Annotated in this window: 12 protein-coding genes; 3 read left to right on the top strand and 9 right to left on the bottom strand. The window is 66.3% G+C overall.

Annotated elements, in window-relative coordinates:
* Positions 1-133 precede the first annotated feature (133 nt).
* The 4 genes from BM382_RS11820 to BM382_RS11805 form a co-directional block, all read right to left on the bottom strand.
* Positions 134-358, bottom strand: a complete 225-nt coding sequence (locus BM382_RS11820; protein WP_011062453.1) for an MbtH family protein — start codon at positions 356-358, stop codon at positions 134-136.
* Positions 359-440: 82 nt separating this feature from the next.
* Positions 441-1,853, bottom strand: a complete 1,413-nt coding sequence (locus BM382_RS11815; RefSeq protein ID WP_072442913.1) for an aspartate aminotransferase family protein — start codon at positions 1,851-1,853, stop codon at positions 441-443.
* Positions 1,854-2,088: 235 nt separating this feature from the next.
* Positions 2,089-3,414 (bottom strand): ATP-binding protein, encoded by a 1,326-nt coding sequence (locus tag BM382_RS11810; RefSeq protein WP_011062455.1) that lies wholly within the window; start codon positions 3,412-3,414, stop codon positions 2,089-2,091.
* Complete coding sequence (locus tag BM382_RS11805; RefSeq protein ID WP_011062456.1) at positions 3,415-4,092, bottom strand: response regulator; 678 nt, start codon at positions 4,090-4,092, stop codon at positions 3,415-3,417.
* 153 nt (positions 4,093-4,245) lie between these two features.
* On the opposite strand from BM382_RS11805, the gene dsbD reads away from it, so the two are divergent.
* From dsbD to dsbG, 3 genes are read left to right on the top strand one after another with little or no spacing between them, the layout of a single operon-like run.
* A complete protein-coding gene (dsbD, locus tag BM382_RS11800; protein WP_019092940.1) occupies positions 4,246-5,997 on the top strand; it encodes a protein-disulfide reductase DsbD in 1,752 nt (583 codons plus the stop codon).
* Entirely contained in the window at positions 5,997-6,860 is an 864-nt protein-coding gene (locus BM382_RS11795; RefSeq protein WP_011062458.1) for a TlpA disulfide reductase family protein, read from the top strand. The genes dsbD and BM382_RS11795 overlap by 1 nt, the downstream gene beginning before the upstream one ends.
* The gene (gene dsbG / locus BM382_RS11790) at positions 6,836-7,603 is read left to right on the top strand and encodes a thiol:disulfide interchange protein DsbG (RefSeq protein WP_011062459.1); all 768 of its coding nucleotides are present in this window, start codon (positions 6,836-6,838) and stop codon (positions 7,601-7,603) included. The genes BM382_RS11795 and dsbG overlap by 25 nt, the downstream gene beginning before the upstream one ends.
* 311 nt (positions 7,604-7,914) lie before the next feature.
* On the opposite strand, the gene BM382_RS11785 is transcribed toward dsbG, so the two are convergent.
* The 5 genes from BM382_RS11785 to BM382_RS11765 form a co-directional block, all read right to left on the bottom strand.
* The gene (locus BM382_RS11785; protein ID WP_011062460.1) at positions 7,915-8,727 is read right to left on the bottom strand and encodes an alpha/beta fold hydrolase; all 813 of its coding nucleotides are present in this window, start codon (positions 8,725-8,727) and stop codon (positions 7,915-7,917) included.
* A gap of 108 nt (positions 8,728-8,835) precedes the next feature.
* Positions 8,836-9,192 (bottom strand): hypothetical protein, encoded by a 357-nt coding sequence (locus tag BM382_RS11780; protein WP_072442911.1) that lies wholly within the window; start codon positions 9,190-9,192, stop codon positions 8,836-8,838.
* 440 nt (positions 9,193-9,632) lie between these two features.
* A complete protein-coding gene (locus BM382_RS11775) occupies positions 9,633-10,682 on the bottom strand; it encodes a hypothetical protein (RefSeq protein WP_083541071.1) in 1,050 nt (349 codons plus the stop codon).
* Between the two features lie 119 nt (positions 10,683-10,801).
* Positions 10,802-11,839: a ParB/Srx family N-terminal domain-containing protein gene (locus BM382_RS11770; protein ID WP_072442907.1), complete on the bottom strand. Its 1,038-nt coding sequence runs from the start codon at positions 11,837-11,839 to the stop codon at positions 10,802-10,804.
* Positions 11,840-12,066: 227 nt separating this feature from the next.
* Positions 12,067-25,095 (bottom strand): non-ribosomal peptide synthetase, encoded by a 13,029-nt coding sequence (locus tag BM382_RS11765; protein ID WP_072442905.1) that lies wholly within the window; start codon positions 25,093-25,095, stop codon positions 12,067-12,069.
* Positions 25,096-25,326 lie beyond the last annotated feature (231 nt).

Genomic DNA, 25,326 nt, shown 5'->3' with positions numbered 1-25,326 from the left:
AACAATCTTGATCCGGGATCTTTGTAGCCGCTGCCGCAGGCTGCGAACGGCTCCGTAGGAGGCGCTGCTCTTGAGATCGCTGAAGGTCCTGCGGCCCTTTGCGCAGCCTCGCAGGCTCGGCAGCGGCTACAGGTCAGCCGGCGACGGCCTGCTGGTCCATCTTCTGGCGCAGGCTCAGGGGACGCATGTCGGTCCAGACTTCTTCGATGTAGGCCAGGCAGTCCTTCTTGAAACCGCTCTTGCCCACAGTGCGCCAGCCCTGGGGCACGGCCTTGTAGTCGGGCCAGATCGAGTATTGCTCTTCATGGTTGACCACCACCTGGAACAGGATGTCCTCACGGTCGAATACTGAAGTCATTGCTTGTCTCCATCACTGATAAGGTTCGCCGCGCTCAGCGCACGGCGGTTGTGTAGAAGGAACGAAACGGCGGGGCAAAAAATTAGAGGCTGGCCACTGCCGCCGCTACGGCTTTGCTGAAGATCTGGGCCACCTGGTCGATCTGCGCTGCGGTGATTACCAGCGGCGGCAGGAAACGCACCACGGCGCCGTGGCGCCCGCCCAGCTCCAGGATCAGCCCGCGCTTGAGGCATTCGCGCTGCACCAGCGGTGCCAGGCGCGCATGCTGGGGTGGATGGCCCTGGGCATCCGGCACGCCGGCCGGGTCCACCAGCTCCACCCCGAGCATCAGGCCACGACCACGGATATCCCCCAGTTGCGGGAAGTCGCGCTGCAGGATCAGCAGGTGCTCGCGCAAGCGCTCGCCCATGGTCGCCGCGTGCTCGGGCACCCGGTGTTCCTTGAGGTAGCGCATCACCGCGGAACCGGTGGCCATGGCCATCTGATTGCCGCGGAAGGTGCCGGCGTGGGCACCCGGCTGCCAGGTGTCGAGCCAGTCGCGATAGACCATCACCGCCAGCGGCAGGCTGCCGCCGATGGCCTTGGACATCACCACCACATCGGGAATGATCCCCGCGTGCTCAAAGGCGAACATCTTGCCGGTGCGACCGAAGCCGCTCTGGATTTCATCGACGATCAATGCCACCCCGGCCTTCTCGGTGATGCGGCGCACACCTTGCAGCCATTCCAGGTCGGCCGGGATCACCCCACCCTCGCCCTGCACCGCCTCGACAATCACTGCTGCTGGCAGGGCCACCCCGGCTTCCGGATCGGTGAGCAGGTTTTCCAGGTAATGCAGGTTGACCTTGACCCCTTCGGCGCCCCCCAGCCCGAACGGGCAGCGGTAGTCATAGGGGAACGGCAGGAACTGCACGCCGTTGTTCAGCAGCCCGGCCAGGGCGCGCTTGGGCCCCAGGCTGCCCATCAGGCTCAGCGCACCCTGGCTCATGCCGTGGTAACCGCCCTGGAACGACAGCACGGTGCTGCGCCCGGTAGCGGTGCGCGTAAGCTTCAGCGCGGCTTCCACGGCATCGGTGCCGGTGGGGCCGCAGAACTGGATCCTGGCCTCGCCAGCCAGGGCCTCGGGCAACAGGCCGAACAGGTCCTGGACGAACTGGTCCTTGACCGGGGTGGTCAGGTCCAGGGTCAACAGCGGCAACTCATCGGCCAGCACCTGCTGGATCGCGGCGATCACCACCGGGTGATTGTGGCCCAGGGCCAAAGTCCCGGCACCGGCCAGGCAATCGATGAAACGCCGGCCCTCGACGTCTTCGACGTGAATGCCGCTGGCCCGCTTCAGGGCCAGGGGAATGCGCCGTGGATAACTGCGGGCATTGGATTCCTGGCGGCTCTGGCGGGCCAGCAGGGGCGACTCGTCGAACTGGTAAAGCGTCTCTTGCGGGGCGGCGCCAAGGCCCACCGGCGAATCTTCCATCAGGCTGGTAACGGCTGACATGTCTCGAACCCTCACGCTGCAATTTGAGCAAAACGGCCACCGGCCGGATGCGCAGCCCAAGCGCGGGCGCGCACTGACAGGTTTTCCTGTTCTAAAAACGCTTCAGCGCGGTGGGGATTTACACCCCGGGGCGAGGAAATTGCACATGCCGCCCCGTAGGAGCCAGCTTGCTGGCGAAGGCGGTCTCAAGGGCCCCTTCACTGGCAAGCCAGCTCCTACAGTGGACGGTGATGGGTCAGGCGCGGTGGGCTGGCAGGGTCAGCTCGACTCGCAGGCCATCGGGGCGGCTGTCGAAATTCAGCTCGCAACCACAACGCTGGACGATGGCCTGGACAATCGCCAGGCCCAGGCCACAGCCACTGCTCTGGCTGTCGCGCCAGAAGCGCTGGGTCAGGTGCTGCAAGTCTTGCGCGGGAATGCCCGAGCCATGGTCGCGGACCTGGAAACGCACCCGGGCGCCGACTGTCTCCAGGTTCAGCTCCACCGGGCATTCTTCAGGGGTGTGGCGCAGTGCGTTGTCCAGCAAGTTGCGCAAGGCAGCGATGGCCAGGGTCGAGGGCATTTCCACCGCAGCCTCGCCGGCCTTGCCGTGCATATGCAGCTTGACCCGGGCCCGAGCGCCCACGGCGGCGTCCTGGATCGCCAGGCGCGCCACCTGTTCGGCAGTACAGTGCACGCCGTCGTCGAACGACAGGCTGCCCTCGACCCGAGCCAGCAACAGCAGCTGCTCCAGGGTCCGGTGCATGCGGTCGGCGCCCTCCTCGGCCCGGGCCAGGGACTGATCCCGGGCCGCACCTTCGGTCATGCGTGCCACTTGCAGGTGGGTCTTGATCGCGGTCAGCGGGCTGCGCAATTCGTGGGCGGCGTCACCGGTCAGGCGCCGTTCGCGCTCGATGGTCTTGGCAATGCGCTGGAACAGCTGGTTCTGGGTTTCCAGCAGCGGCCGCAGCTCGCTGGGCATGGGCTGGATCTGCAACGGTTCCAGGGAGTCGGCGCTGCGGCGCATCAGCGCGTCACGAATCCGGTTCAGCGGGGCCAGGCTCTGGCCGATGCCCAGCCACAGCAGCCACAGGCAGCCGAGCAAGGCCACGCCCACCGGCACCGAAGCCGCCAGCAGCACCGACATGTTCAGGGCTTCGCGCTCGACCTGGCGATCCGCGGTGGTGATGCGCATGTCGCCGCGCACCAGGGTGAAGGTGCGCCAGGGCGCGCCGTCGATCATCTGGTCGTGAAAGCCCAGCTTCTCGGCTTCCAGCGGGTGCTCCGGAGTGCTGTGGCTGCGGGCCAGGATCTGCCCGCGCAGGGAACTGACCTGGCAGGCCATGCCGCCGGGGATGGTCAGGGCTGCGCTGTTGATCTGGTTGCTCGGGCCATGGGACGGCAGCGCCGGCATCTGCTCCAGCAGCCCGGCGACCATGCGCGCCGAAGCGACCAGGCGCTGGTCCAGGGAAAACATCATCTGGTTGCGCAGGTCACTGAGCATCCAGGCCGCGGCCAGGGCCCAGATCAGGATGAAGGCAGCGCCCAGGGTCATGCTCAGGCGCAGGCGCAGGCTTCTCACTTAGCGGTTCTCCTCACCGTCGGCCGGGCCCAGGCGATAGCCGAGGCCGCGCACGGTTTCGACGATGCCGTTGCCGAGTTTGCGCCGCAGGTGGTGGATGTGCACATTCAGCGCGTTGCTCTCCAGCTCATCGTTGAAACCGTAGACGCTGTCCTTGAGTTGCTCGCTGGACAGCACCCGGCCACGGTTGTGCAGCAGCGCCTGGAGCAGGGATTGCTCGCGCCGCGAGAGGTCCACCGGTTGGCCGCCGAGCAGGGTTTCCCGGGTGCTCGGGTCATAGGTCAAGCGCCCGTGCTCGATCAGGTTGACGCTGCGCCCCGCCACCCGGCGCAACAGGGTGTGCAGGCGCGCCGCCAGTTCCCGCAGGTCGAAGGGCTTGAGCAGGTAATCGTCGGCACCGGCCTGCAAGCCATCGACCCGGTCGGTCACCGAGTCGCGGGCGGTGAGGATCAGCACCGGAATCTCCAAGCCCTGCTGGCGCTGCTGCTTGAGCAGCTTCAAACCGTCTTCATCCGGCAGGCCAAGATCCAGTACCATCACGTCGAAATCGGCCACGCCGAGCATGGCCCGCGCTGCCGAAGCGGTGGCCACATGCTCGACCGTCAGGCCCTGGGCCGTGAGGCCGGCGACTATCCCGCTGGCAATCAGCTCATCATCTTCACAGACAAGTACGTGCATGGTCGGTCCTGTACAAAGGCGTTGATTAAGCGGGCTGCGGATTAAGCGGACATTATGCCCGCCGTTTCCTGGCCACAAGCCAAGTATGGTTAATCATCGGTTAATCAGGACCGGCCATTGTGCTCGCAACTTGCACCGGTTTAAGGCTTGGCCATGCGTCGATTGTTTCTCCTGTTGTTCATGCTCTTCACCACACTGGCGCACGCCGGCAACAACCCGTTCGAGGTCAAGCCCGACTTCCTGCCGGTGGGCAAGGCCTTCGTCTTCACCTCCGAGCGCCTGCCTTCAGGGGAAACCCAGCTGTTCTGGCAGATCGCCGACGGCTACTACCTGTATCAGAAGCGCCTGAAATTCGACGGCGTGGCGCCAGAGCTGCAACCCACCCTGCCGGCCGGTGAAGACCACAGCGACGAATTCTTCGGCCAGCAGACGGTGTATCGCCAGGGCCTGGAAGTGAAGCTGCCGGCCGCCGCCAGCGGCAAGGTCAAGCTGGGCTGGCAAGGCTGCGCCGACGCCGGCCTGTGCTACCCGCCGCAAACCCTGGAAGTGGACCTGGGCGGTGCGCCGGCAGTGGCCGCCAGCAACGTCGCGACCACCAGCAATGGCTCGGCCCAGGACCAGTTGCTGGCCAATGACCTGCAACACAAATCCTGGGGCCTGGGCCTGCTGGCCTTCTTCGGTTTCGGCCTGCTGCTGGCCTTCGCCCCCTGCTCGCTGCCGATGCTGCCGATTCTGGCCGGCATGGTGGTGGGCAGCGGCGCCAGCCCGCGCCGGGGCCTGGCCCTGGCCTCAAGCTATGTGCTGTGCATGGCCCTGGTGTATGCCGGCATGGGGGTAATCGCCGCCCTTTTGGGCAGCAACCTGCAAGCCTGGCTGCAACAACCCTGGGTCCTGGGCAGCTTCGCCGCGCTGTTCGTGCTGCTGTCGCTGCCGATGTTCGGCTTCTTCGAGCTGCAGATGCCGGCCCTGCTGCGCGACCGCCTGGAAGGCGCCAGCCGCCAGCGCCAGGGCGGCAGCCTGATTGGCTGCGGCATTCTCGGCGCGCTGTCGGCCCTGTTGGTGGGCCCGTGCATGACCGCGCCACTGGCCGGCGGCCTGCTGTACATCGCCCAGACCGGCAACGCGCTGTTTGGCGGCCTGGCACTGTTCGCCCTGGGCCTGGGCATCGGCCTGCCGCTGTTGCTGCTGGTGACCCTGGGCAACCGCTTCCTGCCCAAGCCCGGCCCGTGGATGAACCTGCTCAAGGGTGTATTCGGCATCCTGTTCCTGGGCACCGCCATCTACATGCTGCGCCCGGTACTGAACCCCGGCCTGTGGATGGGGCTGTGGGGCGCCCTGGCCCTGGTGGTGGCCTACTGCGCCTGGCAGCAACGGGCGATTGCCGGCCGCTTGCTGCACCTGTTCGGTGCCGGCGCGCTGCTGTTCGCGGCCTGGGGCGGCATGCTGCTGGTGGGTGCCGCCGGTGGCGGCGACGACCTGTGGCGGCCGCTTAAGGTCTACAGCGGTGGCCCGGTGGCCAATAGCGTCACGGCCCATGATGCCTTCACCACGGTGAAGTCCCCCGCCGAGCTGCAAGGCGCCCTGGACAGCGCCCGGGCCCAGGGCCAGTGGGTGCTGCTGGACTACTACGCCGACTGGTGCGTGTCCTGCAAGATCATGGAGAAAACCGTGTTCGGCCAGCCTCAGGTGCTGGAGGCCCTGAAGGATGTGCGCCTGCTGCGCCTGGACGTGACCCTGGACAACGCCGACGGCCGCGAACTCCTGAGCCGCTACAAGGTGCCGGGGCCACCGAGCATGCTGTGGATCGGCCCGGACGGCAGTGAACGCCGCAGCCAGCGCATCACCGGCGAAGTGGATGCCAACGCCTTCCTGCAACGCTGGACCCAGACCCGGGAAGCCCGTTGATGCTGACCTTTACCATCGGCACCTTTGCCATCGCCCTCAACCACCTGCTGCTGATCAGTGCCCTGGCCCTGGCCACCCTGGTGGGCTGGCGCGTGGCCAAGCGCGGCGGTGACAACCCCGAATCCGTGCTGTTCAGCCTGTTCCTTTTGGGCATGCTCGCCGCCCGGGTCAGTTTCGTGCTCGCTTACTGGAAGCACTACCAGCACGACCTGTGGATGATCATCGACCTGCGCGACGGCGGCTTCCTGGCCTGGCCGGGGGTGATCGTCATGCTCCTGGCGGCCCTGGCCTGGGGCTGGAAACGCCCGGCGCTGCGCCGCCCATTGGGTGCCGGGGTGGCCAGCGGCCTGGCCTTCTGGCTGCTGGCGACCCTGGCCCTGACCCTCTACGACCAGGGCACGCGCCTGCCGGAAGTGGCCCTGCGCAACGCCGCCGGCGAAACCGTGCAACTCACCGACTACCAGGGTGGCCCGCTGGTGATCAACCTCTGGGCCACCTGGTGCCCACCGTGCCGGCGGGAGATGCCAGTGCTGGAGAGAGCCCAGCAGCAACGCCCGGACCTGACCTTCCTGTTCGTCAACCAGGCCGAAAGCATGCAAAGCGTCAGCACCTTCCTGGCCACCCAGGACCTGAACCTGAACAACGTGCTGTTCGACGGCAGTGGCCGCCTGGGCAAAGCCGTGGGCTCCATGGCCCTGCCGACTACGCTGTTCTATAGCGCCGATGGCCGCCTGCTGGGCAGCCACCTGGGGGAACTCTCGGAAGCCAGCCTGGCCCGGGCCCTGGAAAACTTCGACGGCGCCCACCCGACCTCGGTCGCCCCTTCAAGGAAACTGCCATGCCCTTCATCCGCCACTTGCTGAGCCTGTCTCTGGGCGCGGCGTTGCTCAACGCCCCACTGCTACAGGCCGAGGAACTGCCTGCGCCCATCCGCAAGATCGAAGAAAAAGGTGCCAAGATCATCGGCAGCTTCGACGCCCCGGACGGCCTCAAGGGCTACGCCGCGCAGTACCAGAACCGCGGCATGACCCTGTACCTCACCCCTGACGGCAAGCACGTGTTGCTGGGCAACCTCTACGATGCAGACGGCAAGGACCTGAGCGCCGAACCGTTGCAGAAACTGGTCTACGCGCCCATGGCCAAGGAAGTCTGGGGTAACCTGGAAAAGAGCAACTGGATCGCAGACGGCAAGGCCGATGCACCACGCATCGTCTACCTGTTCAGCGACCCCAACTGCCCCTACTGCAACATGTTCTGGGAACAGGCGCGGCCCTGGGTCAAGGCTGGCAAAGTGCAGTTGCGGCATATCATGGTGGGCATCATCCGCGAAGACAGCCCGGGCAAATCCGCCGCCCTGCTGGCCGCCAAGGACCCGCAGCAGGCCCTGCAGGATCACGAAAAGGCCGGCAAGGGCAGCGCCCTCAAGCCGCTGGCCAGCATTCCCGCAGCGGTGCAGGCCAAGCTCGACGCCAACATGAAACTGATGGAAGAGCTGGAGCTGTCGGCGACCCCGGCGATCTTCTACCTCGACGACAAGGGCGAGTTGCAACAGCAGCAAGGCGCCCCGGCCCCGGGCAAACTGACCCAGATCCTCGGCCCCAAATAACCCCGCCCCTTCCCCGTAGGAGCCGGCTTGCCGGCGAAAGCGTCCGTCAGGCGGGCGCCCGGCTTGCGGGCCTCTTCGCTGGCAAGCCAGCTCCTACAACGCGTATCCCACCCGTAGGAGCCGGCTTGCCGGCGAAAACGCCCGTCAGGCGGGCACCTGGCTTGCGGGCCTCTTCGCTGGCAAGCCAGCTCCTACAACGCGTATCCCCACCCGTAGGAGCCGGCTTGCCGGCGAAAGCGCCCGTCAGGCGGGCACCTGGCTTGCAGGCCTCTTCGTTGGCAAGCCAGCTCCTACGGCAAGAGAGTCAGGCTTCAGCCGTTGCGCTGTAAAAACGCCAACAAGGCCCGGGTCACGAACTCCGGGTTTTCCCGGCTGGAAATATGCCCCGCGTCAGGAACCAGCTGGTATGGGCAGCCAATGCGTTCGGCCATCTCGAGGGTTTCCGCAGGTGGTCGCGGCTTGTCCTGATCACCACACAGCAGCAAGGTGTTCGGCCCATCCAGGTGCTGCAGCTGATCCAGCACATCCGCCCGGCTGAAAGTGATGCGCCCCATGGGAATCACGCTCTGGCGCAGGCGCTCGGCCGGCAGTGCCGCGAGGCTGGCACGAAAATCCTGGAACAGCGCCGACTGCCGATCGATCCCCGGACGGAAGAAGATCGGCACCACGATATCCAGCAGCGGCTCGGCGATCAGGCCGCTGTCCTCGATCTGCTGGAACAGGGAAAAGTAATACTGCCGGGTCGGCGCAGGCTCGGCGCCCAGGTAAGTGTCCATCAGCACCAGGCCGTCGATGCGCTGCGGCGCCGCCAGGGCCAGGCGCGCGCCCCACATGCCCCCCACCGACAAGCCCACCAGGGTTACTCGCTCGATCTGCAAATGGTCGAGCAAGGCCAGCATCTGCCGCGCCACATCATCCAGCGACGCGGTGCCCTCAGGCAGCGCCCCGGACTGGCCATGGCCCCACAGGTCCACGGCGATCACCCGATACTGCGCCGACAGCGCCTCGATCTGCGGCGCCCACATGCCGGTGTCCCACAAATAACTGCCGGCCAGGAACACCACCGGCCCCTGGCCCTGGTCGAGGTAGTGCAACGGTTGTCCATCGATGGTTGCGAAAGGCATGGGCTAGCTCCTGCAAGGAAATGACGAAAAAGGTCCGACAGACTGTGCCGTGAAAAAAGCCCAGTCAATCGGACCCGTCCGACAAAACGTATCAGGAGATGCCCGGATTCAACGCCCGCGCTGACAGTCGAGCAAGGCTTCGACCACGGCCCTGGCCATTTCCACGGAATGCACCATGGACCAGATCAGCCCGCGCTCCAGGCCGCTGCCCTGCTGGGTGATTTCATCGCACACCTCCTCGGCACATTTGAGCAGCAGCGCCACATGCACCAGGGCTTCTTCGGCGCTGACGCCTTCGCGCACGCTGTACAGCGAGTCGGGGGAAACGGGTTTGGCTTGGGTCGTGAGCTGGAACAGCGCGGGGTCCAGCGGTTGCCGGGCCAGGGCCACGCGCAGGGTGGTGTTGGCGGCCTTGAGGGCGGGATCGCGATAGGACGAGGGGGGATCGGGGACGAGCTTTTTCATGGTCAAACTCCTGGTAATGACAAGGAGCCGACACCGTTCGCTTGCACACGAATAAGGTGGCAGCCGTACGCGGGTGTGCAAGACCGAGTTACCAGAACCCCGGCAGATCCGAAGATCTCCCGCGCACGGCCGCCATAACATGGCGAACATGAAAACGCTCAGGCATGACTGAGCGTTTATGCGTCTGGTAAAGGTCGGACTTGCACATCCGAGCCATCGATTGGGCGATGGCTCCAGCACCCTAGCCCGCCCACCAGGCGCATTCAAGCGGCCCGCAGTTTCTCGGAAATGCCTTACAAAAGAAAGCGACTAAACGCCATCCCAGCGACCTTTCAACCGGCTTGCCGGCGAAGGCGTCCGTCAGTTTGGCGCATGGCTTGTGGGCCTCTTCGCTGGCAAGCCAGCTCCTACAGAGGGCGTGTCCGCCTTAGGGCTGGGCCTCAACGGTATTCTTCCGGCGCTTCGCGTTCGAGGATTTCCTCCAGGTCGCTCAGGTCACCGCGCTCCTTGAGAATGCCGCTGACCTGGTCGATCCACGCTTGCTCCGAGGCAATCCCCGCCCAGGACTGGCTGCCAAACCCGTGATACGGCCGGTCGTCGAAGGTGCTGATCAGCAACTGGTTGAAGCGCCCGGTGTCCAGCTTGTTGCGCTGGATTTGCACTTGCAGCGCCCCCAGCACCTTCTGCTGCTCTTGCGGGTTGGGGCGATAGCGGTAGAGCCGCGGCGAGCTGAGCACCAGAAACTCCGGCGGCAGGTTTTCATCGATGGCCGCCTGCAGGCGGTAATGGCCATCGAGAATCAGATAGCAGCTCAGACCGGTGACGTACCACAGCAGGATCGGCGGCAAGCTGCCTTCGCGGGCTTTTTTGCGCCACCACTTCAAGCGCCCGGAATGCGGGTCCACGGCATGCAGGCCGACTACTGCGCCACCGTACTCCCCCAACCCGACCCAGCGCGCCGTACCGGCCTGTTGGTTGTCGAGGATGTTACGACCATAGATCGCCCACTGCGGCATATGGCTCAGGGCGTCTTCACCGCCCTTGAAGTACCAGGCTTCGGTGCCGCTGAGCAGCGGCCGCATCGGTTTCTGCGATGCCGGGCGCAGGGCCCGCACCAGCCAGTAGCCGGGGTAAAAGAAGTCCGGCTGGTGCTGCATCAATTGCTCGACGAAGAAGCGGCTCCAGGCCTTGAGGCGCAGCGCCGGGTCGAGGCGCGCCTGTTGTTCCACCTGAGGCGAGTCGATGGGGCCCACCAGGGTTTGCGGCAGTTGCTCCGGCAGGTGATTGCGCACCAGCCATACGCCATACAGGCAGCGGGACATGGTGCCCCAGAGCAGGGTCTGGTCGCCGAGCACCAACTGCATACGGCTGTTGTTGCCACTGAGCAGGCACAGGTTGGGCTTGCCGCTGGCCGGGCGTTTGACGTCCACGCCGAGGCCGTTCCAGTGGCCGGCCAAATCCTCGATATCACGCCAGAAAATCTGTTCCACGATTGTCCCTAATCCTTGATCAATGACCGGCCCTGCGGCGGGCAGGCGCGACTATAGCAGAGGGCTGGAGGGCCCATTCGCCTGTAGGAGCTGGCTTGCCAGCGAAGGCGGCCAGCGCCTTACCCATGGCGGCCAATGACCGCGTCTACTTCGTCTGCCAACCCTTGCCCGCCCAGGCACTGACGCACCTCGTCGCACCACTGCGACTCCGGCTCATTGCCGGCCCAGGCCGGGGTAGCGCTGCGGTACTGCGGCCGGTCATCGAACGCCTGGATCAGCACCCGGTTGAGGTTCTCGGTGCTCAGGGCCGGGTTGCGCGGCACCGCGTCGCCGCGCTTGCGCAGTGAATCCATGACCCGTTGCTGATGCTCCAGGCTCGGTGCGAAGCCGCGCTCGCGGGTGGCGCTAAGGACGATGAATGATGGCGCGAGGTTTTCCGCGATGGCCGCCTGCAAACGGTAATGGCCGTCGATCACCACGTAGGACGCCAACCCGCCGACGTACCACAGCAGGATCGGCGGCAGGCTGCCTTCGCGGGCCTTCTTGCGCCACCACTTCAGGCGCCCGGCCTCGGGGTCGACACGGTGCAGGCCGATGAGCTTGCCGCCGCCATGCCACCAGTCGATCCACTCCAGGGTCTGGGGTTGCAGGTTGTCGAGAAAATCCTCGCCGTACAGGTGCCAGTTGGGCACATGGGTCAAAGGGTCGATCACCGAGGTGAAGCGCCAGTGGTCCAGGCCGCTCGCGGTGCTGGAGGGCTCCGGCAGCAGGCCCTGTTCCAGCCAGAAACCGGGGGTGAGGAAGTGCCGGGCGCTTTCACTGAGACGGCTGACGAAATAGCGGCTCCAGGCCTTGATCCGCAGCTCGGGCGCCAGGGCGGCGTGCTGCTCCACGGTGGGTGAGTCGATGGGTGCCAGCAACCGGCATTCGGCGCCGTCCGCCAGCGGGTTGCGCACCAGCCAGACGCCGCAGTGGTCACGGGCCAGGGTGGCCCAGAACAACGGCGTGTCGTGGTGCATCAGCTTGATCCGGGCATTCGCGCCGGTGCGCAGGTACAACGGCGGTCTGTTCGTGGGGCCCGGTTCGACCTCAACACCGAGGCCACTCCAGTTGCCCAGGGAATCTTCGATGTCGCGCCAGTAGAGCTGTTCTGCCATGGTTCCGGTCCTTGAATGAAAACGCCCGGCGCAGGTGCTTGGACCTGGGCCGGGCGCGATCATAGCAGAGGACCTGCGGGCCTCTTCGCCCGTAGGAGCTGGCTTGCCAGCGAAGGCGTCGACCAGGACGATGCAAGGCTTGCGGGCCTCTTCGCCGGCAAGCCGGCTCCTACGCCAAATGTCGGTCCTCCTGCTGCGCGAACAACGCCCCACCGCTCATCCGTCGATCACAGCCCCTCCAGCTCGGCCATCAGATCACTCAGCCGGTCGACCTTCTCCTCGCTGATCTCACTCCCGGCCAAACCGTCGATGTACGCGGCCAGCTCCTGCACCGTGCTGCATTCGAACATGGCTCGCAGCGGCACGTTGCGTTGCAGGGTCTTCTGTACCCGTGAAGCGATCTGGGTCGCCAGCAGGGAATGCCCGCCCAACTCGAAGAAGTTGTCGCGTACCCCCACCCGTTCGACCTTGAGCACCTCGGCCCAGATGTCCGCCAGGGTTTGCTCCAGTTCATTGCCCGGCGCTTGATAGTCCTGGCTCTGCAGCTGGCCGATTTCCAGGGCCGGAAGGGCCTTGCGATCGAGCTTGCCGTTGGCGTTGAGCGGCAGGCGCTCCAGCCACAGCCAGTGCAGCGGCACCATGTATTCCGGCAGTTCGGCACGCAGCCGCGGTTTCATCCGCTCCAGGCGTTCGCTCGGGCTCAGGCTTGAGTCACCGGCGACCAGATACCCCACCAGATGCTTGCCGTTGACCCCTTCCTGCACCCCCACGGCGGCATCGCGCAATTCCGGCTGTTCATGCAGGCGCGCTTCGATCTCGCCCAGTTCGATGCGATAGCCACGGATCTTCACCTGATGGTCGATCCGGCCGACGTATTCCAATACGCCGTCGCTGCGCCGGCGCGCCAGGTCGCCGGTGCGGTACAGGCGTTCGCCCGCAGCACCGAACGGATGGGGCACGAAGGCCAGCGCGGTACGCAACGGGTCGCTGACGTAGCCACGGCCAACACCGGTGCCGGCCACGCACAACTCGCCGACGGCGCCCAGGGGAACCAGCTCCTGGGCTTCGTCCATCAGGTACAGCCGGTTGTTGTCGGTGGGCGTACCGATGGGCAGGTAGGCGCCCCGGGTCGAAGCCATATCGACACGGAAGAAGGCCACGTCATCGGAGCACTCCGCCGGGCCGTAGGCGTTGACCAGGCCGATCTGTGGATAACGCAGCAGCCACTGGTGCGCCAGCTCGGGCGGCATGGCCTCGCCGGTGGGCAGCATCCAGCGCAGGCCATCGAGGGCGATGGCGTCCTGGGCGAGCATGCCCTGGATCAGCGACGGCACGCTCTCCAGCACCGTGATGCCCTGCTCCTGGACGTGAACCAACAGGCCCTGGGGATCGTGGGCGATGGTGTTGGGCACGATGTCCACCCGAGCGCCGAACAGCGGCGCGGCGAGGAACTGCCAGACCGAAATGTCGAAGCTCTGGGACGCGGTCTGGGCGATCACGTCGGCTTCGCTTAAGTGCAGGTACGGCACCTTGCTCAGCTGGTTGTTGAGCATGCCGCGCTGCTCCACCATCACGCCCTTGGGCAGGCCGGTGGAACCGGAGGTGTAGATCACATAGGCCAGGTTGTCCGGCGCGCTGTAGCGGCCCGGGTTGTGCTCGGCATGCCCGGCGGCTTGCAGCTCTTCCCAGACCAGCAGCCGCGGACGCCCGGCACAGCCGAACTCGTCCAGCAGGGCCTGGGCCTGTTCGCGGCAGGCCGCGGTGCAGACCAGGATCGGCGTGCGGCTGAGCTCGATGATACGGCCCAGGCGCTGGCCCGGCAGGCCCGGGTCCAGGGGCAGGTAGCCGGCCCCGGCCTTGAAGCTGCCGATGATCATGCCCAAGAGTTCCAGGCCGCGCTCGGCCAGCAAGGCCACCGGCTGATCAAAGCCCACGCCGTTGGCGATCAAGGCATGACCCAAGCGGTTGCTGTAGCGGTTCAACTCGGCATAGCTGTAACGCTGGTCCAGGCAGCTGGCGGCGATGCGTTGCGGATGGGCCGCCACCTGGGCTTCAAACAGCTCCACGTAGCTGCGCTCCAGCGGGTACTCATGCTGGCTCTGGTTGCAGCCGGCCAGCAGGAAGTCCTGCTCCTCTTCACCTAGCAGCGGCAGTTCGGCCATGTCGCCATGGAAGCCCTGCATCAGGGCCAGCAGCAGGCGCTTGAACTCGCCGAGCATGCGCTCGATGGTCGCCTGCTCGAAGTAGCGCTGGTCGTAGGACAGGTGCAGGCCCAGGTCATCCCCCGGGTAGCACACGGCAGTAATCGGGAAGTTGGTGTGGGTGCGGCCGGAATCCGAACTGGCGTTCAGGCTCTGGGCACGGTCCAGCACCGAGACTTCCACCGGCGCGTTCTCGAACACGAACAGGCTGTCGAACAGCGGCTGGCCCTTGGGCAGTTCGCTGGTTTCCTGGATCGCCACCAGCGGCAGGTACTCGTATTCGCGCAGCTGCATGTTGCTGTCGAGCAAGCCGCTGAGCCACTGGCGCACGCTGCAGCGCTCACCGTCCTGGGGCAGCTTGACCCGCAGGGCAATACTGTTGATGAACAGGCCGACGGTGCGTTGCATCTCCGGCATTTCCACCGGGCGCCCGGCCACGGTAACGCCGAACAGTACGTCGCGATCGCCGCTCATGCGCCGCAGCACCAGGGCCCAGGCCGCCTGGGCGAAGGTGTTGATGGTGAGCTGGTGCTGCTGCGCCAGTTCCCGCAGTTGCGCACCATCCCGGGCATCCAGGCGGGTGTAGCAGTCGCCGACGATCATGCCGCCGCTGTCACCGGCGTGTTCCCGCAGGAACGGCCGGTCGCTGGGGATCGGCGTGGTGCGTTCAAAGCCCTCAAGGTTCTGTCGCCACCACTGCCGCGCCTCGGACAGGCTCTGGTGCTGCAACCAGCCGATGTAGTCGCGGTACCGCGGCGGCACCGCCAGCTGTGCCTCGCGGCCTTCGCCCAGGGCGGTATAGATCTCGAAGAAGTCGTTCATCAGCAAGGAGCGGCACCAGGCATCGATGAGGATGTGGTGGTTGCTCATCATGAACCAGTAACGGGCCGCACCGACGCGGATCAGCCGCAGGTGGAACGGCGCCTGGTTGAGCAGATCGAAACCGGCCTCGCGCTCCTGTTTATGCAGGGTTTGCAGCTTGGCTTCCTGCTCGGCCTCGGGTACCGCGCTCCAGTCGAGGAATTCGATCGGGGTGCGGCCCGGCTTGTGGATAACTTGCAGCATGTCTTCGCCGACGTTCCAGCAAAAAGACGCGCGCAAGGCTTCGTGGCGCGCCACCACCGCCTGCCAGGCCTGGGCGAAACGCTCCGGGTCCAGTTCGCTGTTGATGCGGTAGCGGTCCTGCATGTAGTAGAGGCCGGTGCCCGGCTCCAGCAGGGTGTGCAACAGCATGCCCTCCTGCATCGGGGTCAGCGGGTAGACATCCTCGATCTGCACAGCCGGCACCGGCAGGCCATCGAGCTGGGCCTGGGTCAGGCGCGCCAGGGGGAAGTCCGACGGCGTCAGGCCACCGGCATCGTCCTTCAGGCAATGGGCGATCAGGCTGTGCAGCTCGCCCAGGTAGGCGTCCGCCAGCTCGCCGATCAGCTCGGCGTCGAAACGTTCGCTGCTGTAGGTCCAGCGCAGCACCAGCTCGCCGCCATACACCTGGCTGTCGATGCTCAGTTCGTTGGGCAACGGTGCTTCCGGTGCGTGGGCCGGGCCGACGGATTCATCCAGCGGGCGCAGCAAGGCGTCGGCGCCGAAGCTCTGGTCGAACTGCCCCAGGTAGTTGAAGGTCACCGGCGCCAGCGGCAGCGCTGCCAGGGCCTCGCGGCAGCTTTCATCCGCCAGGTAGCGCAGCACGCCGTAACCCAGGCCCTTGTGCGGCACGGCCCGCAGTTGTTCCTTGATGGCCTTGATCGAGGCGCCCTGCCCGGCCGCTTCTTCCACCTGCAACGGCGTCAGGCGCAGCGGATAGGCGCTGGTGAACCAACCCACGGTGCGAGTCAGGTCGATCTCGTCGAACAGCGCCTCGCGGCCGTGGCCTTCCAGTTGCACCAGGGCCGAAGGCTGCCCGCTCCAGCGACACAGCACCCGGGCCAGGGCGGTCAGCAGCAGGTCGTTGACCTGGGTGCGGTAGGCCGCTGGAGCCTGTTGCAGCAACTGACGGGTGCGCTCGGCATCCAGGGTCACGCTGTGGCTTTGAGCCTGTTGATGCTGCTGGCTGCCAGTGGCCTTGAGCCCCGGCAGTTGCGCGGCCGGGCCGGCCAATTGCTGCTGCCACCAGCCGAGCTCTTCACGCAGGGACTCGCTGCCGGCATAGGCTTGCAGGCGGCTCGACCAGTCCCGCAGGGCACTGGTCTTGGCCGGCAGCTTCAGGGCCTGCCCGGCTTGCAACTGACGATAGGCGTTTTGCAGATCTTCCAGCAGCACGCGCCAGGACACACCGTCCACCACCAGGTGGTGGATGGTCAGCAACAGGCGTTGCTCGCCTTCAGGGCCGTCCACCAGCACCGCCCGCAGCAGCGGCCCGTGTTCCAGGTCGAGGCTGCGCTGGGCATCGGCGAACAGTGCCTCGCAGGTGGCCATGGACGGCACCCGCACCTGCCAGAGCAAGGGAGCATCGGACAACGGCAGGTACTCGGCGCGCCATTGCCCGCCTGCCTGCCCACCTGCCTGAGAGAAACGCAGGCGCAAGGCGTCGTGCTGCTCCAGCACCGCCAGCAGCGCTTGCTCCAGCAACGACCCATCCAGGGTGCCCAGCGGTTCCAGCAACAAGGCCTGGTTCCAGTGCTGCGGCTGGGGAATGCGGCTGTCGAAGAACCAGTGCTGGATCGGCGTCAGCGACGCTTCGCCACTGAGCTGGCCCTGCTCGGCGCTGACGCGCTGAGTGTGGCTGGCGACCCGCGCCAGGGTCTGCACGGTCTGGTGCTGGAACAGGTCCCGCGGGGTGAAGTGAATCCCCAACTGGCGGGCACGGCTGACCACCTGGATCGACAGGATCGAGTCGCCCCCCAGTTCGAAGAAATTGTCGTTGAGGCCCACTTGCTGCACGTTCAGCACTTCGCCCCAGACCCCGGCCAGGGTCTGTTCCAGCTCATTGCTCGGCGCCACGTACTGCTGGCGATTGAGCTCCGGGTCCGGCAATGGCAGGGCTCGGCGATCGAGCTTGCCGTTGGCGGTCAACGGCATGCTGCCGAGCAGGATCAGGTGGGTCGGCACCATGTAGTCCGGCAGCTGGGTTTTCAGCTGCTGCTTGAGGGCTTCACGCAGGTTGGCCTGCTGCACCTCGTTGTGCTCGGCCACCTCGGTCACCAGATACCCGGCCAGTTGCTTGCCGGCCGGGGTGTCGAGAGCCAGCACCACCGCTTCACGCACGGCCGGATGATCCAGCAGACGGGTTTCGATCTCCCCCAGTTCAATGCGGAAACCGCGAATCTTCACCTGATGGTCGACCCGGCCGATGTACTCCAGCTGACCGTCGGCGCACTGGCGTACCAGGTCCCCGGTGCGGTACAGGCGCCCGCCATCGGTGGCGAACGGATCGGCGACAAAACGCTCGGCACTCATCCCCGGACGACGGTGATAACCCTGGGCCAGACCGGCGCCGCCGACATACAGCTCACCGGTCGCCCCTTGGGGCACCAGCGCCAGATCGGCATCGAGAATGTAAGCCACCCGGGCCCCGACGATGCGGCCGATCGGCACGCTGGCCACGCCGTCCGCCAATTGCTCCGGCGCCAGGCTGGCCAAGGGCATGACCACGGTTTCGGTGGGGCCGTAGGCGTTGAAGAACAGGCTCGGCTGGAAGGCCGCACGGATGCGCTGCAGGTGTTCGCCGGTCAGGGCCTCGCCGCCTGTGATGCACATGCGCACCGGCAGGGTCTGCTGCTGGGTCGCCAGATGCTGGGCCAACTGGCTGCCGTAGCTCGGGGTGAAACCGAGGATGCTGATGCGATGCTGACGAATCAGCTGGCAGATTTCCTCGGCGTCCCACTGGCCCTGGGCCCGCAGTACCACCTGGGCGCCGCTGAGCAGCGGCACCAGCAAGCGCTCGGTGGCGGCGTCGAAGTTGATGGAATAGAAGTGCAGCTCGCAGTCGTCCGGGCGCATGCCGAAGCGGCGGATCACCGCCTGGCAGTGCATGGCGATTTCCCCGTGGGACACCACCACGCCCTTGGGCTGGCCGGTGGAACCGGAGGTGTAGATCAGATACGCCTGATGCTGGGGCAGGCTGATGAAGGGCAATTCGCCCGCCGGGTAGTCGGCCAGCAGCGCACCGTCCTCTTCCAGGCACCAGCGGCCGACTCCGGCCGGCAGCTCGCCCAGGGCGGCGAACATCCGCGCATCGCTGAGGAGCAGGCCGATGCCGCTGTCTTCGATCATGTAGTGCAGGCGGTCCAGGGGGTATTCCGGGTCCAGGGGCACGTAGGCGCCACCGGCCTTGAGGATCGCCAGCAGGCCGACGACCATTTCCAGGGAACGCTCCAGGGCCAGACCAACCCGCACTTGCGGGCCCACGCCACGCTCGCGAAGCATCCAGGCCAGGCGGTTGGCGCGGCTGTCCAGTTCGCTGTAGCTCAGGGTCTGCCCGGCGAAGGTCAGGGCCGGTGCGTCCTTGCGGGCCAGGGCCTGTTCGCTGAACAGGTGGTGGATGCACTGGTCCAGACGTTGCTCGCCGGGCTCGACGCTCAAACTGTCCAGCAGGTGCTGCTGTTCATCGGCCTGCAGCAGGGGCAATTCGCACAGACGCCGTTGCGGGTCGTCGATCAGGGCCTGCAGCAGATTGCGCCAATGGCCGGCCATGCGCGCAATGCGCGGCTCGTCGAACAGGTCGGTGCTGTAGGTCAGGCAACAGCCCAGGCGCTGGTCCAGGTCGGTGACTTCCAGGTTGAGGTCGAACTTGGTGGCCCGGGCATCGTTGACCAGGTATTCCACGGTCATGCCCGCCAACTGCCGGCTTTGCTGGAATTCCCAGCGCTGGACGTTGCACATCACCTGGAACAGCGGGTTGTAGGCGGTGCTGCGCGGCGGTTGCAAGGCTTCCACCAGATGATCGAACGGCAGGTCCTGGTGGGACTGGCCCTCGATCACGGTGTGGCGTACCTGCTCCAGCAACTGGCCGACGCTCATCTGCCCGTCGAGCTGGCAACGCAGCACCTGGGTATTGAGGAAGGCGCCGATCAGCCCTTCGCTTTCCGGGCGGATGCGGTTGGCCACCGGCGCACCGATGCGCAGGTCGCTCTGGCCGCTGTAGCGGTACAGCAGCAGCGACAACGCGGCGGTCATGGTCATGAACAGGGTCAGGCCGTGCTCGGCATTGAAGGCCCGCACCCGGGCCGCCAGCTCGTCGCTCAAGTCGAAGCGGTACAGCTCGCCCTGGTGGCTTTGCACCGCGGGCCGTGGCCGGTCGCTGGGCAGTTCCAGCAAGGGGTGTTCGCGGCCCAGTTGCGCGGTCCAGTAGTCCAGCTGGCGCTGGCGCTCGCCGGATTCCAGCCACTGGCGCTGCCACACGCTGTAGTCCAGGTACTGCACCGGCAGCGGTTCCAGGGGCGATTCGCGGTCGTCGAGGAAGGCTTCGTACAGCGCGCCCAGCTCGCGGGCGAAGATGTCCATGGCCCAGCCTTCGGTGACGATATGGTGCAGGGTCAGGACGAAGTAATGCTCCTGCTCGCCGGCCTTGACCAGGCAGGCGCGCAGCAAGGGGCCGGTCTCCAGGTCGAAGGGCTGGTGCGCTTCGCTGTCCGCCAATTGTTGCAGGCGCTGCTGACGCGCATCCGGGGCCAGGGCCGAGAAGTCCTTCCAGGCCATGCGCAGGCCGGTGTCGGCATGCACCTGCTGGTGGGCCACGCCATTGACGCTGGGGAAGGTGGTGCGCAGGGTTTCGTGGCGCAGGATCAGCGCCTGCAACGCCGCCTCGAAGCGGCCCACGTCGAGCACCCCGGACAGCCGCGCCATGCCGCCGACGTTGTAGGCCGGGCTGTCGGGCTCCATCTGCCAGAGGAACCACATGCGCTGCTGGGAATAGGACAGCGGCACCGGCTGGCTGCGGTCTACCCGGGCAATCGGCGGTTGCTGGTTGCGCGCGCCGGACTCCTGGATCAGCAGCACCTGTTCGGCAAAGGCCCCCAGTTCACTGGCTTCGAACAGCGCTCGCAGCGGCAGTTCGACGTCGCAGGCCTGGCGGGTGCGGGAAATGATCTGGGTCGCCAGCAGGGAATGCCCGCCCAGGGCGAAGAAGTCGTCCTTGAGGCCGATGCGTGGCTGGCCCAGCACTTCGCGCCATATAGCCGCGATCTGCTGTTCCAGTTCGGTGCTCGGTTCGACGTGCTCGCGCACCTGCCATTGCGGCTCCGGCAGGGCCCGGCGGTCGAGCTTGCCACTGGGGCTCAGGGGCATGGCGTCCAGCCGCAGCAGTTGCGCCGGCACCATGTATTCCGGCAGCTCGGCGGCCAGGGCAGTTTTCAGCCGGGCGCTTTGCTGCTGTTCATCTTCATCGTGCGCATTGGGCGTGTAGTAGCCGATCAACTGCGGGCCGGCGACGGTATCGCGCACCAGCACCGCGGCCTGGGCCACGCCGTCCTGGGCCAGCAGCCGCGCTTCGATTTCCTGCGGCTCGACCCGAAAGCCCCGCAGCTTGACCTGCTGGTCGAGGCGACCGAGGTATTCCAGCACGCCGTCGGCGCACCAGCGTACGCGGTCACCGGTGCGGTACAGGCGCGCGCCCTCCTCACTCAGGGGGTCGACCACAAAGCGTTCGGCGGTCAGCGCCGGGCGTCCCAGGTAACCCCGGGCCAGGCCCTGGCCGCTGATGCACAGCTCACCCGGAACTCCTGCCGGCAACGGATTGAGGTCCGCGTCCAGCACCCGGCACACCACGTTGCCCAGGGGCCGGCCAATGGGCGAACGCTCGCCGTCATCGACTGAACACTGCCAATGGGTGACGTTGATCGCGGTTTCGGTCGGGCCATAGCGGTTGTGCAGTTGCGCATTGGGCAACTGCTGCAACAGGCGATTGCGCAGCTCGGCCGGCAGGGCTTCGCCACCGGAGAACACCCGGCGCAGGCTGTGGCATTCGGCGCTCAGCGGCTCATCGACGAACAACTGCAACAGCGGCGGTACGAAGTGCAGCGTGGTGACGCCGTACTCCTGCACCAGCTGGGCGATGCGATGGGGATCGCGGTGCTCGCCGGGGGCGGCGATCAGCAGGCGGCAGCCGGTGATCAACGGCCAGAAGCACTCCCACACCGACACGTCGAAGCTGATGGGAGCCTTCTGCATCAGCACATCGTCGGCCTGCAACTGGTAGCTGTCCTGCATCCATTGCAGGCGCTCCATCAACGCGCGATGGGTGTTGCCGACGCCCTTGGGCTGGCCGGTGGAACCGGAGGTGTAGATCACGTAGGCCAGGTGTTCGCCGTGCAGGTGCAGGCCCGGCGCGTGGCTCGGCCAGCTGTCGAGCTTGAGGCTGTCCATGGCGATGGCGCTGACACCCGGGGCTTCGGGCATCCGGCCCAGCAGATGGGTCTGGGTCAGCAGCAGGCCCACGCCGCTGTCTTCGAGCATGTAGGCCAGGCGTTCGGCAGGGTAGTCCGGGTCCAGGGGCACGTAGGCGCCACCGGCCTTGATGATTGCCAGAAGGCCGATCAGCAGTTGCGGCGAACGTTCGGCGGCGATGGCCACGCACACGTCCGGGCCGACACCCTTGTCCCGCAGGTAATGGGCCAGGCGGTTGGCCTGGGCATGCAGTTCGGCAAAGCCCAGTTGCCCGCCGTCCCAGACCAGCGCGGTGCGTTCCGGGCTCTGGCGCAGTTGTTCGTGCAGGCGCTCCGGCAGCCACTGCTCGGCCGGCGCGCAGGGGGCCACGCTCCATTGCTGCAGTTGGGCCGCTTCGGCGTTGCCGAGCAACGGCAAGTCGCCCAGGGCGCAGTCCGGTTGCAGGCAGGCATGCTCCAGCAGGCTGATGAAATGCCCGGCCAGACGCTGGATGCTGGCCGCGTCGAACAGCTCGTCGGCGTAGTCGAAGGCCAGGCTCAGGCGGCCGTTGCGGTCCTCTTCGCTGTGCAGTTGCAGGTCGAACTTGGCCTCGCGGCTGTGCCACGGCAGCTCTTCGGCCAGCAGCCCCGGCAGACGGCGCAAGGCACTGAGGTCGCGCTGCTGGTGGTTGAACATGACCTGGAACAGGCCCTGCTCACGGGCTTCGGGAAAGGCTTCGAGCAATTGTTCGAAAGGCAGGTCCTGGTGGGCCTGGGCTTCCAGGGCGGTGCGGCGGGTCTGCTGCAGCAGGTCGGCGAAGGACTGGCGCGAATCCAACTGCCCGCGCAATACCTGGGTGTTGATGAAAAAGCCCAGCAGGCCCTGGGTCTCCAGGCGCGGGCGGTTGGCGTTGGGCACACCGATGCGGATATCGCCCTGCCCGCTGTAGCGGTGCAGCAGGGTCTGGAACGCCGCCAGCAACAGCATGAACGGCGTGGCCTGCCGAGCCTGGGCGGTCTGGCGCACGGCTTCACTGAGGCTCGCGCTCAGGCGCAGGTCATGGCGCGCGGCGCTGTGGCGGACCTGGGCCGAACGCGGGTGGTCGGTGGCGAGGTTCAACACCGGGGCTTCGTCCGCCAACTGCTGTTTCCAGTAGTCCAGCTGGCGCTGGCCTTCGCCCTGGGCCAGCCACTGGCGCTGCCAGCTGCCGTAGTCGGCGTATTGCAGGGCCAGGGGCGCCAGCTCCAGGCTCTGGCCCTGGGCCGCGGCGGCATAGAGCCGCGAGAACTCGTCGATCAGCACATTCAGCGACCAGCCGTCGGCGATGATGTGGTGCAGGGTCAGCAGCAGTTGGTGTTCTTCGTCATCCAGGCGCACCAGGGTCGCCCAGTACAGCGGCCCCTTCTCCAGATCGAACTGGGTCCGGGCCTCGTCTTCGCGGATCTGCCGCGCCCGGGCTTCACGCTCGGCCGGTGGCAGGTCGCTGATATCGATCACCTGCAGGTTGAATTCGCCGGCGGCATCCACCTGTTGCAGGGCCTGGCCGTCACGCTCGAAGAAGCGCGTGCGCAGCGCTTCGTGGCGCTGGATCAGTTGCTGGAAGCTGGCGCGCAGGGCCTCTTCATCCAGCTCGCCACGCAAGCGCAGGCCGCCGGGAATGTTGTAGGCGCTGCTCTGCGGGTCCAGTTGCCAGGTGATCCACAGGCGGTTCTGCGCCAGGGATTGGGGCAGCGGCTGCTGGCGCGACAGGGCGTTGATGCTGCCCTGGGCCACGCCGCCGTCCTGTTGCAGGCGCGCCACGGCAGCGCTGAAGGCACCCAGGGTCGGAGCCTCGAACAGCAGGCGCAAGCCCAGTTCCAGCCCCAGCTCTTCACGCAGGCGGGCGATCACCTGGGTAGCGGCAATCGAGTTGCCCCCCAGGAGGAAGAAGTGATCGTCGGCGGCCACTGAAGCGCATTGCAGTTGCTCCTGCCAAATGCGCCCGATCAGGGTTTGCAGCGCGTCACCGGCGTTGTCTGCGGCGTCAGCCGTTGCGCTGCCGGCCTGCGGGAACAGCGCGTAGTAATCCAGGCTGCCATCGGCCAGCCGCGTGCGGCAGGCGGAACGCTGCAACTTGCCGCTGGAGGTTTTCGGCAGGGCCCCGGGGTTGAGCAGCACCACCACGCTCGGCGCTTCCTGGCAGGCTTCGGCCACCGCCTGGCGGATGGCCTTGATCAGCGCCTCGGGGGGCAGGATCTTCTGCACGCTGCGGCTGATTTCCGCGGCGATGCCGATGCCTTCCTGGCCCTGCTCGGTGACCGCAAACGCCGCTACCCGGCCCTTGCGCACCACTTCCACCTCGCGCTCGATGGTCTTTTCGATGTCCTGGGGGTAGAGGTTGTGCCCGCGCACGATCAGCAGGTCCTTCAGGCGCCCGGTGATGAACAGCTCGCCATCGCGGATAAAGCCCAGGTCACCGGTGCGCAACCAGGTACGACCGGCATGCTGGACGAAGGTCTTGGCGGTGGCTTCAGGATTGCGCCAGTAGCCATGGGCAATGCTCGGCCCGGCGGCCCAGACTTCGCCAATACGGTTGTCAGGCAATTCGCCCAGTTGCTGCGGATCCATCACCAGCACGGCGTGTTCCGGCTGGCTGAAGCCGCAGCTCATCATCGCGCTGCCCTGCCCCGGCTCGGCGCGGTTCTGCGCCAGGGCCTGGTCGTCCAGGTGCAGGGCCGGGATGCCCTGGCCGCGCACGCCACCGGCCACGAACAGGGTGGCTTCGGCCAGGCCGTAGGAGGCGAGGAAGTTTTCATGGCTGAAACCGCAGGCGCTGAACTTCTCGGCGAAACGCTCCAGGGTGTCCAGGCGGATCGGCTCGGACCCCGAATAGGCCACGCGCCAGCCGCTGAGGTCGAGGCGCTCCAGGGCCGACTCGCTGACCCGTTCGCTGCACAGGCGGTAGGCGAAATCCGGGCCGCCGCTGATGGTGCCGCCGTATTCGCTGATCGCTTCCAGCCAGCGTACGGGCCGCGCCAGGAAGTAGGCCGGTGACATCAGCACACAGGGCACGCCGCTGAAAATCGGTTGCAGCAGGCCGCCAATCAAGCCCATGTCGTGGTACAGCGGCAGCCAGCTGACGATCACGTCGTCCGGGTTGAGGTCGATACCGAAGCCGCGACGGATCAGCAGTTCGTTGGCCACCAGGTTGCCATGGCTGACCTGCACGCCTTTGGGCAGCGCGGTGGAGCCCGAGGTGTATTGCAGGAAGGCGATGTCGTCGCCCTGCAGCGCCACGGCCTGCCAGTCTTCGGCCAGCCCGGCTTGCAGGGTGTCCACACACAGCAGTTGCGGCGCGCCTGGGGCCTTGAGTTCGTCCATCTGCAACAGTGAATCCCGCAGCCCGGCGCTGGTCAGCAGCAACCGTGGCTCGGCGTCGGCCATGATGGAAATCAGGCGCTCCTGGTGATGACGACGGGTGGATTCCGGCGGATAGGCCGGCACCGCGATCACCCCGGCGTACAGGCAACCGAAGAACGCCGCGACGTAGTCCGGGCCGCTGGGAAACAGCAATACCGCGCGATCGCCGAATTCGGCGTTGGCTTGCAGAGCCGCAGCAATGGTGCGCGCACGAAGGTCCAGGTCCAGGTAACTGAGGACCACGCTCTGATCCTGCTCTTCGGCGAGAAAGCGCAACGCCACTTGATCAGGTGCCAGGACTGCCCGGCGTTGAAGGGCTTGGGCCAGGGTGCTGGGGAGTTCGAACGCGTCCGTCATGGGGTTTCCTGCCAGGATTGTGCTTGCAATGGAGAGCGGGCCCTGCTCTCCCATAACTTTAATAACTATCTATAAATCAAATAGTTATAAGAAAGTCGTGGGCATCCGGAGGGCGCCGTGGCCGGGTCTGCTACCCGGAATCTTTCTCCAATGAGAACGGATGACGTCTTGAAATAATTAGTCCGCATCCTGCCCTTCAAGGCCTGATCCAGCCCACTGACGAGCAGCCGT

This window comes from Pseudomonas sp. NFPP25 (genome assembly GCF_900116505.1).
In the GTDB taxonomy this organism is placed as follows: Bacteria; Pseudomonadota; Gammaproteobacteria; order Pseudomonadales; family Pseudomonadaceae; genus Aquipseudomonas; species Aquipseudomonas protegens.
The sequence above is the reverse complement of the archived record's forward strand: the minus strand, read 5'-3'. Positions and strand labels throughout refer to the sequence as shown.